General features: G+C 43.2%; 7 protein-coding genes. 4 read left to right on the forward strand and 3 right to left on the reverse strand.

All coding sequences use genetic code 11. The features are described from left to right. Positions 1 to 109: 109 nt before the first annotated feature. The 3 genes from RT143_RS11785 (at position 110) to RT143_RS11795 (ending at position 5,125) form a co-directional block, all read left to right on the forward strand. Positions 110 to 979, forward strand: a complete 870-nt coding sequence (locus RT143_RS11785; protein WP_313093229.1) for a sulfite exporter TauE/SafE family protein — start codon at positions 110 to 112, stop codon at positions 977 to 979. A gap of 122 nt (positions 980 to 1,101) precedes the next feature. Then, on the forward strand, positions 1,102 to 3,204 hold the full coding sequence (glyS, locus tag RT143_RS11790) for a glycine--tRNA ligase subunit beta (RefSeq protein ID WP_313093230.1): 2,103 nt from the start codon (positions 1,102 to 1,104) through the stop codon (positions 3,202 to 3,204). 634 nt (positions 3,205 to 3,838) lie between these two features. Further along, positions 3,839 to 5,125 (forward strand): O-acetylhomoserine aminocarboxypropyltransferase/cysteine synthase family protein, encoded by a 1,287-nt coding sequence (locus RT143_RS11795; protein ID WP_313093231.1) that lies wholly within the window; start codon positions 3,839 to 3,841, stop codon positions 5,123 to 5,125. A gap of 129 nt (positions 5,126 to 5,254) precedes the next feature. Here RT143_RS11795 and tsf read toward each other — a convergent pair whose 3' ends face one another. From tsf to msrB, 3 genes are all read right to left on the reverse strand, one after another. Then, positions 5,255 to 6,133, reverse strand: a complete 879-nt coding sequence (gene tsf, locus RT143_RS11800) for a translation elongation factor Ts (protein ID WP_313093233.1) — start codon at positions 6,131 to 6,133, stop codon at positions 5,255 to 5,257. Between the two features lie 228 nt (positions 6,134 to 6,361). Then, complete coding sequence (rpsB, locus tag RT143_RS11805) at positions 6,362 to 7,135, reverse strand: 30S ribosomal protein S2 (protein ID WP_050324911.1); 774 nt, start codon at positions 7,133 to 7,135, stop codon at positions 6,362 to 6,364. Positions 7,136 to 7,406: 271 nt separating this feature from the next. After that, positions 7,407 to 7,877, reverse strand: coding sequence for a peptide-methionine (R)-S-oxide reductase MsrB (msrB, locus tag RT143_RS11810; RefSeq protein ID WP_065253765.1), 471 nt, complete (start codon positions 7,875 to 7,877; stop codon positions 7,407 to 7,409). 160 nt (positions 7,878 to 8,037) lie between these two features. Between msrB and map the strand changes: the two genes are divergently transcribed. Beyond that, positions 8,038 to 8,823, forward strand: coding sequence for a type I methionyl aminopeptidase (gene map, locus RT143_RS11815; RefSeq protein WP_062332270.1), 786 nt, complete (start codon positions 8,038 to 8,040; stop codon positions 8,821 to 8,823). The last annotated feature ends 137 nt before the right edge of the window (positions 8,824 to 8,960 follow it).

An 8,960-nucleotide genomic window follows, 5' to 3' on the forward strand; every position in this document is an offset into this window, starting at 1 on the left:
TCAGAATATTCTAATCTCGCATATTTATATCAAAAATCGCCACAGGGCAACAACGTGCTATTCTACTACAATAGCCGCAGCAAGTAAGCCAGGTAACAAGGGGCGGTGAGTGGAACTTTATTTTATTTTAGCGGGTATTTTTGTCGGATTTTGCGTAGGTGTGACCGGCGTGGGCGGTGGGTCATTGATGACGCCGATTCTGATTTTACTGCTAAAAGTAGAGCCGCATATTGCTGTCGGCACCGATTTGCTATATGCCGCTATTTCCAAGTTTTTTGGTGGTGTGGTTCACTTTAAAAAATCAAATGTCGTTTGGCCAATCGTGCTATGGCTAGCGATTGGTAGCATTCCAGCCTCCATTGTCACCAACTATCTCGTCGCTACTTACTTGGGTAATATCAACGCCATCAAACTAATCATGACCTTGATATTGGGCGTGATGTTGACCATTACCGGGATTTCGCTGATTTTTCGCAACCGTATCGAGGCGTTTTTTGACAAATACCGCAAAACTGACCAAACTGACAGTTTCACCTCCCAAATCCCCAAATATAAATTGGTGCTGATGGGCATATTGCTCGGGGTAGTAGTGACCTTATCGTCGGTTGGGGCAGGGGCATTTGGCGTCATGGCGCTGGTGCTCATTTTTCCCCAATTGCCCCTCATTCGTATCATCGGCTCGGATGTGGTACATGCGGTGCTATTAACTTTGGTTGCAGGTCTCGGGCATTTGCTGTCAGGCAGTGTGGATTTTCACATGCTGACCTTTTTGCTCATTGGCGCGATTCCTGCCATTATTGTAGGCACACTATTGAGCAGTAAATTACCTGAGAAAAAATTGCGCCCGATTTTAGGGGTGACGCTGTTGTTGTTAGGGATTAATTTTGTGATCAATCCTGCCAAAGCCAAACCAAAAGCGGCAGTCAATACGCCAGTCGCTACAACCGCTGTAACGACTTCGGCAAGCGCCAGCCGATAAGTTTAATTTTCGTTTTGCGCTGACGGTTTTCTTGATTCGCCCCTCTGATGGGGCATTTTTATGGCTTAAATTTCTGCTATAATCGCCTATATTTACCCTATTTGAATCAACAAGGCTTTAGCATGTCTACTATTTTATTTGAACTTGGCACCGAAGAATTGCCCCCAAAAAATCTAAAAACATTGCGTGATGCTCTCACTGACCATGTCACCCAATCGCTAACAGATGCCAATATTCGCTTTGATACCATTAAAAGCTTTGCCGCCCCGCGTCGTCTTGCCTTGCAGATTCAAGGAATTAGTGAAAAACAGCCCGATAAAATCGAACAAAAACGCGGTCCTGCAGTCAAAGCTGCCTATGACAAGGACGGTAATCCAACCAAAGCGGCGCAAGGGTTTGCCCAAGGCTTGGGTATTGACGTCAAGGATTTGATTACCATCAAAGGTGATAAAGGCGATTATATCGGCTATGAAATGAATGTTATTGGTCAGCCTGTGGCTGAGTTACTGCCGAGTATTTTTCAAAAAGCCTTAGATGAGTTGCCGATTGCCAAACGCATGCGCAGTGGCGCAGAGCGTTCTGAGTTTGTTCGCCCTGTCAAATGGTTGGTGCTACTCAAAGACGACCAAGTGCTGCCAGCAACGATTCAAGGATTAACGTCGGGTGAGACAGGATCGCAGGGCGTTGAACTGGGTCGTTATAGTCTTGGACATCGTTTCCATCATCCTGATAGGGTTAGAATTGACACGGCGGACAGCTATGAGCAAAACCTTGCCGAGGCGCATGTCATCGCTGATTTTGACAAACGCCAGCAGCTTATCAAAGAACAAGTGCAACAGCTTGCCGATGAAGTAGGGGCGACTGCTATCGTATCGCAAGATTTACTTGATGAAGTCACTGCGCTGGTCGATTATCCAGTAGCGCTACGCGCAAGCTTTGAGCCACGATTCTTACAAGTGCCGCAAGAGGCCTTGATTAGTACTATGCAGGCGGATCAAAAATATTTTTGTTTGACTGACAACCAAGGTAAATTGCAGCCTTATTTTATCTTTATCAGTAACATCGATAGTAAAGATAAAGCGCAAGTGATTGCCGGTAACGAAAAAGTGGTACGTCCACGCCTTGCCGACGCCGAGTTTTTCTTTTTACAAGACCAAAAACAGCCATTGTTTGCGCTGACTGAAAATCTCAAAACTCGCGTATTCCAAGATAAGTTAGGGACAATTTGGGAAAAATCTGAGCGTATTGCCAAGCTAGCTGCCTTTATTGCTACCCAAATTGGCGAAGACGTTGAGCAAACGGCACGGGCAGGCTTGCTGTCAAAAGCAGACCTTGCCAGTACCTTGGTGGGTGAGTTTCCAGAATTGCAAGGCGTGGCAGGGACTTACTATGCACGTTTAAACCAAGAGCCAGAAGCGGTGGCGGCGGCAATCGAAGAGCAATATCTGCCAAAATTTAGCGGTGATAAATTACCGGCGACCAACATTGGAACCGCGCTGGCATTAGCAGACCGTTTGGATACGCTGGTCGGTATTTTTGGCATTGACCAAGCGCCAACGGGTTCAAAAGACCCGTTTAGTCTGCGCCGCGCGGCGATTGGGGTACTGCGTATTTTGATTGAGAAACAACTGCCACTAAATCTGGTGGTATTGCTTGAGCAAGCTTTATTGGGTTATGTAGGCAAAATTGACGACTTACCAAAAACTTTCAAACAAGTAATGGAGTTTATTAATTCACGCTACCGTGCCATGTATGAAGACCAAGGCGTGAGCGTGGATACAATTATGGCGGTACAGGCGCTACAACCGCAAGTGCCAATGGACTTTGACCATCGTATCAAAGCCGTACAAGCCTTCCGTGATTTGCCACCAGCCAAACAACTTGCCGAGGCCAACAAACGTGTTGCCAATATTTTAGCCAAGGCTGAGGGTGAGATTGCAACCCAAGTACAAACGGCTTATTTACAAGAGCCTGCGGAAAAGGCATTGTATCAAGCGGTGCAAACTGCAGCGCAAAGTATTGAGCCTCATCAACACACTGACAACGCCAACTACACCCAAATTTTACAATCGCTAGCCACGCTGCAGCAGCCATTGGATGACTTCTTTGAGCAGGTCATGGTGAATAGTGAAGATGCTAACCTCAAAGCCAATCGGTTGGCGTTGCTAAAAAAAGTGCGTGGGTTGTTTTTAACGGTTGCAGATATCAGTGAGTTACAGCTATAAGCTAATTTAGATACGAGTCAACGCTTTAATCATATGGCTTCGATACTATGGCTTTAATACCCCTGCTTTAATATCATTGGTTAAACCCATACTGACAACGGTCATTATGGGTTTTTTTACAAGCTAAAGATACTTTTACGCTTGTTTTCGCTGAATTGGCAGGCTAGTTTACATATATTTGACACTATTTTAAGGGTGTTTTTGTCTGAATTGCTCTCTAGGGTTTATGATGATATAAGGAGTATAAACAATATAGTCAGGTTCAAAGCTTTTGGTAAATTGTGTATTTAACGGTGAGTTTTATCTATTATTTATTTTTTCTAATTTATCTTTGTCTAGGGTAATTACGTGAAAGTCAGCAATAACGATAGCTTGTTTCAATATATGGTGCGTACCAAAAGGTATCGGCTTCTTTTACAAAGCTTAGTGGTGCTGTGTTTGTTTGTCTATCATTGGTGATTATCAATGGATATATGGCGCACTTTTAGACGCCCATTCACCACCAATAGATATTCCAAAACACAGCATTAATGTTCCAATAATGCTCTATTGTGAATTTGCAAAACTGATTAGCAACTCGTTACAATGCAAAAGAGATTTTTTTTGCTAATTAAACTAAATTAAAGGAATATATATGAGCCCACCCTATCGCCTAGAAACGCTCGCCATTCATGCAGGGTACGAACCAGAACCGACCACCAAAGCTGTCGCTGTCCCTATCTACCACACTAGTTCGTATGCCTTTGATAACACCCAACACGGTGCTGACCTTTTTGATCTTAAAGTTGCTGGTAATATCTACACCCGTATCATGAACCCAACCAACGCAGTGCTTGAAGCCCGTATGGCAGCATTAGAAGGCGGCATCGGTGCATTGACGGTGGCATCAGGAATGGCGGCGATTACTTATACCATCCAAACCCTATGTGAGGCAGGCGATAACATCGTCTCAGTATCAACTTTGTATGGCGGTACTTACAACTTATTTGCCCATGCGCTGCCACGTCAAGGTATCGAAGTGCGTTTCTTTGATTATACCAAACCTGAGACCTTGGTTGATTTGATTGATGAACGTACTAAATTGGTATTCGGCGAAAGTATTGGCAATCCATTGGGTAACGTACTGGATATCGCAAAAATCAGCGAATTTGCCCATAGCAAAGGCGTACCTGTGGTGATTGATAACACCGTCGCCACGCCAACATTGTGTCGTCCATTTGAGCATGGTGCTGATATTGTGATTCATTCATTGACCAAATATGTGAGTGGTTCGGGCACGTCGGTGGGTGGTGTGATTATCGATAGTGGCAAATTTGATTGGGGCGCTCACAAAGAACGTTTTGCGATTTTAAATACCCCAGATGCCAGCTATCATGGTGTCAATTTTGTCGAAGCCATGGGTGCTGCGGCGTTTATTGCCCGCGCACGCGTTGCGCCCTTACGTAATACCGGTGCGGCACTAAGCCCCATGAACGCTTGGCAAATTATGCTGGGGCTAGAGACGTTAGCCTTGCGTATGGAGCGACATTGCCAAAATGCCCAAGCCGTGGCAGAATTTTTAAACCATCATCCGCAAGTGGCTTGGGTCAAGTACGCAGGATTAACCGACCATCCAGAGCATAAGCTTGCGCAAACATACTTTGGTGGTAAGCCATCAGCGATTCTAACCTTTGGGTTAAAGGGCGGTCGTGAAGCAGGGGCGAAGTTCATTGATGCGCTACAATTAATTACCCGTTTGGTCAATATCGGTGATGCCAAGTCACTCGCTTGCCACCCTGCAACTACCACGCACCGCCAGTTAAATGCTGAAGAGTTGCAAAAAGCAGGCGTTAGCGAAGACATGATTCGTTTATCCATTGGTATTGAGCATATTGACGACATCAAAGCTGACCTTGAGCAAGCGTTAGCCGCAGCCAATTAATCGCTTCACATAAAAAAGCGAGCCTTCAACTCGCTTTTTTGAATTTAAAAAATAAAAAAATTAGACAAAAAAATACCCCAAAATTATGGGGTATTTTTAACAAGTCTACAACCTAGCGGTTGTCGCTTATTATTTAGCGGCTGCTGCTTGTGCCGCCGCCACTTCTTCAGCGAAGTTTTCTTGTTTTTTCTCGATGCCTTCACCCACTTCTAAGCGTTTGAATGCTTTAACCGTCATACCTTCAGATTTTAATATATCGCCAACTTTTTTCTCGTTGTCGATAACGTAAGGTTGGTTCAGCAAAGTTACTTCGTTCAAGTACTTTTGTAGACCACCGGTAATCATTTTTTCAATCACGGCCTCTGGCTTGCCAGACTCTTTCGCTTTCGCTTCGATGATGTCTTTTTCACGCGCTAGCGTATCAGCAGGTACATTGGCTTCATCAACAGCAATTGGGTTAAATGCCGCAACTTGCATCGCCACGTGTTTTGCGATGTCTGCATTGCCACCTTCAACAGAAACCACTACACCAATACGGATACCGTGACGGTAAGAGGCTAGGTTGTCACCTTCAATCACTTCTGCACGACGCACTTGGATGTTTTCCCCGATTTTTTGTACGAGCTCAACACGGGCTTCTTCAACCGTTTGACCATCGCCATACGGCAATGCAGAAATAGCCGCTACATCAGTGGTATTATTGGCAAGCGCAAGTTCAGCTACTTTGTTCGCAAATGCGGTGAAGTTAGCATCTTTTGCCACGAAGTCAGTTTGACAGTTTACTTCAAGTAGTAAGGCTTTGTTACCTTCTTGGGCGATAATGATAGCGCCATCAGCAGCAATGTTACCTGCTTTTTTAGCAGCTTTTGCTTGACCTGATTTACGCAAGTTATCGATTGCGGTTTCGATGTCGCCGTCTGCTTCTTGCAGGGCTTTTTTACATTCCATCATACCAAGACCTGTACGGTCACGTAATTCTTTTACCAGTTTTGCACTAATTTCTGCCATGAGATACCTCAATTGATTATCATTATAGATGAGAATTGGGTTGTTTATTGTCTAAACAGTTGGAGATTAAAGGACAAAAATGGGTGATTTTTGCCCTTTAATATTACGCTACAAATTCGAATTTTTATAAACTAATTTTGTGTTTACCTATCAAAGTTAGTTTATAAAATTTTGATGACAGTATCATAACAACCTAAGCAATGTGCTGCTATGATACTGCGGTAACCATTATTCTGCCGCAGCTTCTGCTGGTGCTTCAGTTACTGCTTCTTCTTGATTTGCTGCTTTGCCGCCTTGAGTTTTAGCGTATTCTTTACCAGCGATAATTGCATCTGCAACCGCTGATACGTATAGCGTTACCGCACGAATCGCATCGTCATTGGCAGGAATGACATAATCTACGTCATCTGGGTTTGAGTTTGTATCAACGATACCAATAACAGGGATACCTAAGTTTTTTGCTTCTTTGATTGCAATCGCTTCATGGTCAACGTCAACCACAAAAATTGCATCAGGTAAACCGTTCATGTTTTTGATACCGCCTAAGGCACGCTCAAGTTTTTCCATTTCACGAGTACGCTCTAACGCTTCACGTTTGGTAAGCTTAGCAAACGTACCGTCTTCAGCTTGTTTTTCGTATTCTTTCAAACGAGTGATTGACTGACGGATGGTTTTCCAGTTGGTTAACATGCCACCTAACCAGCGATGGTCAACATAAGGCATACCAGCGCGAGCGGCTTGTTCGCTGATAACGTTGCTTGCTGCACGTTTAGTACCAACAAATAGTACTTTGTTGCCACGTGCTGCTTCACGATTTACGAAGTTTAGTGCTTCGTTCATCGCTTTAACGGTGTGCTCAAGGTTGATGATGTGAATTTTGTTACGTGCACCAAAAATAAATTTGCCCATTTTTGGATTCCAAAAACGAGTTTGGTGACCAAAGTGTGCACCGGCTTCTAAAAGATCACGCATTGAAACTTGGGTAGGATTAGCTGACGCCATGAGATTTCCTTAAGTAAAGTTGGGTTATGCCTCCACATTACCGATTAAGCCGATTTGCAAACACGCATCAAAATCTACAGGATTTTAATTAATCAAATTTGCAAACACCCAGCTTAACTCTTATCAAGTTTGTTAGCTTGAAAATAGCAATGTGTGTGTCATGTTAGTAAATAAAAAAAGCAATTTGCCATTTTAAGATAAAATGACAAACTGCTATTTTAACACATTTTTATATGGTTAAGCTATATGTTTTAGCAAAATCACATGGCGATTATTCAACCAATCCGATTAAGTCACCATACCCTTCTTGTTCCATCTCGTTCACAGGGATGAAACGTAGCGACGCGCCATTGATGCAATAGCGCATGCCGCCAAGCTCAGGAAGACCATCATTAAACACATGGCCTAAATGCGAATCAGCAACACGGCTACGCACTTCAGTACGTCGCATACCGTGACTGTCATCAAACAATTCATTGATTACTGCTGTATCAATCGGTTTACTAAAGGCGGGCCAACCACAACCTGAGTCATACTTATCTGATGAGCTAAAAAGCGGCTCACCGCTGACAATATCCACATAGATACCACGTTCAAATTGGTGATCATATTCATGACTAAAAGGGCGTTCAGTGCCGTTTTGCTGTGTCACATAATATTGCTCATCATTCAAATTTGCCTTGATTTCAGCTTCAGACGGTCTTACATACTTCTGTGTATCGATATTAATTGAATTAGCCATAGACGTTCCTAACCCTTGTTGTCATTGTAGAACATCACAATAGTTACAACCCGTCCAAAATTCAAGTAACAACTGTTTAAACAAATAGTAGTTTTGTGAAAAAGGCGAAAAGGGCTATAATACGTCTTCTTAAATTTTTGCAAAATCAGATAATTATTGTATGAAAACATTATTAAATAACCCTGAAGCCGTTGAAAAAATGCGCGTCGCTGGTAAATTAGCCGCCGACGTTTTAGTGATGTTAGATGAATATGTCAAAGAAGGTGTAACGACCGGGGCATTAGACAAGCTTGCCCATGACTATATTGTCGATGTCCAAAAAGCCATTCCTGCCAATGTCGGCTATCATGGCTACCAGCATACGCTTTGTACTTCAATCAACCATGTGGTTTGTCATGGTATTCCCGATGACAGCCGTATCCTAAAAGATGGCGATATCGTCAATATTGATGTTACAGTGATAAAAGATGGCTATCATGGCGATACTTCAAAAATGTGGATTATCGGTGAAGGCTCAATCATGGCGCAGCGTATCTGCAAAATTGCCCAAGACGCACTATATGCGGGGATGAAAGCCGTTCGCAATGGCGCCTATGTAGGCGATATTGGCGCAGCGATTCAAGCGGTGGCGGAACCAGAGCGTTTTAGCGTAGTAAGAGAATATTGCGGGCATGGAATTAGTGACGTGTACCATGATGAACCACAAATTCTGCACTATGGTAAAAAGAATACCGGTTTACAACTGACGACAGGCATGACATTTACCATTGAACCAATGATTAACCAAGGTGTATGGCAAACCAAAACCTTACCCGATAAATGGACGGTAATCACTAAAGACCGTAAATTGTCCGCCCAATGGGAACACACACTAATGGTTACTGAAAACGGCTGCGAAGTGTTTACCAAGCGTCCAGAAGAAGATTTGAGTTTTTTAAACAGCTAAAATATGAATAAAATCATCAGTATAAAAGAAAGTTAGTAATTAATTTAAAATTATTTATATTTTCCTGTTGACACCCATCTTAATTCACGTATAATACGCCACCACTGAGCGACGAAGAGTTTACAAACAAGTAAAAC

Source organism: Moraxella sp. CTOTU48268 (genome assembly GCF_032069585.1).
GTDB lineage: Bacteria > Pseudomonadota > Gammaproteobacteria > Pseudomonadales > Moraxellaceae > Faucicola > Faucicola cinerea.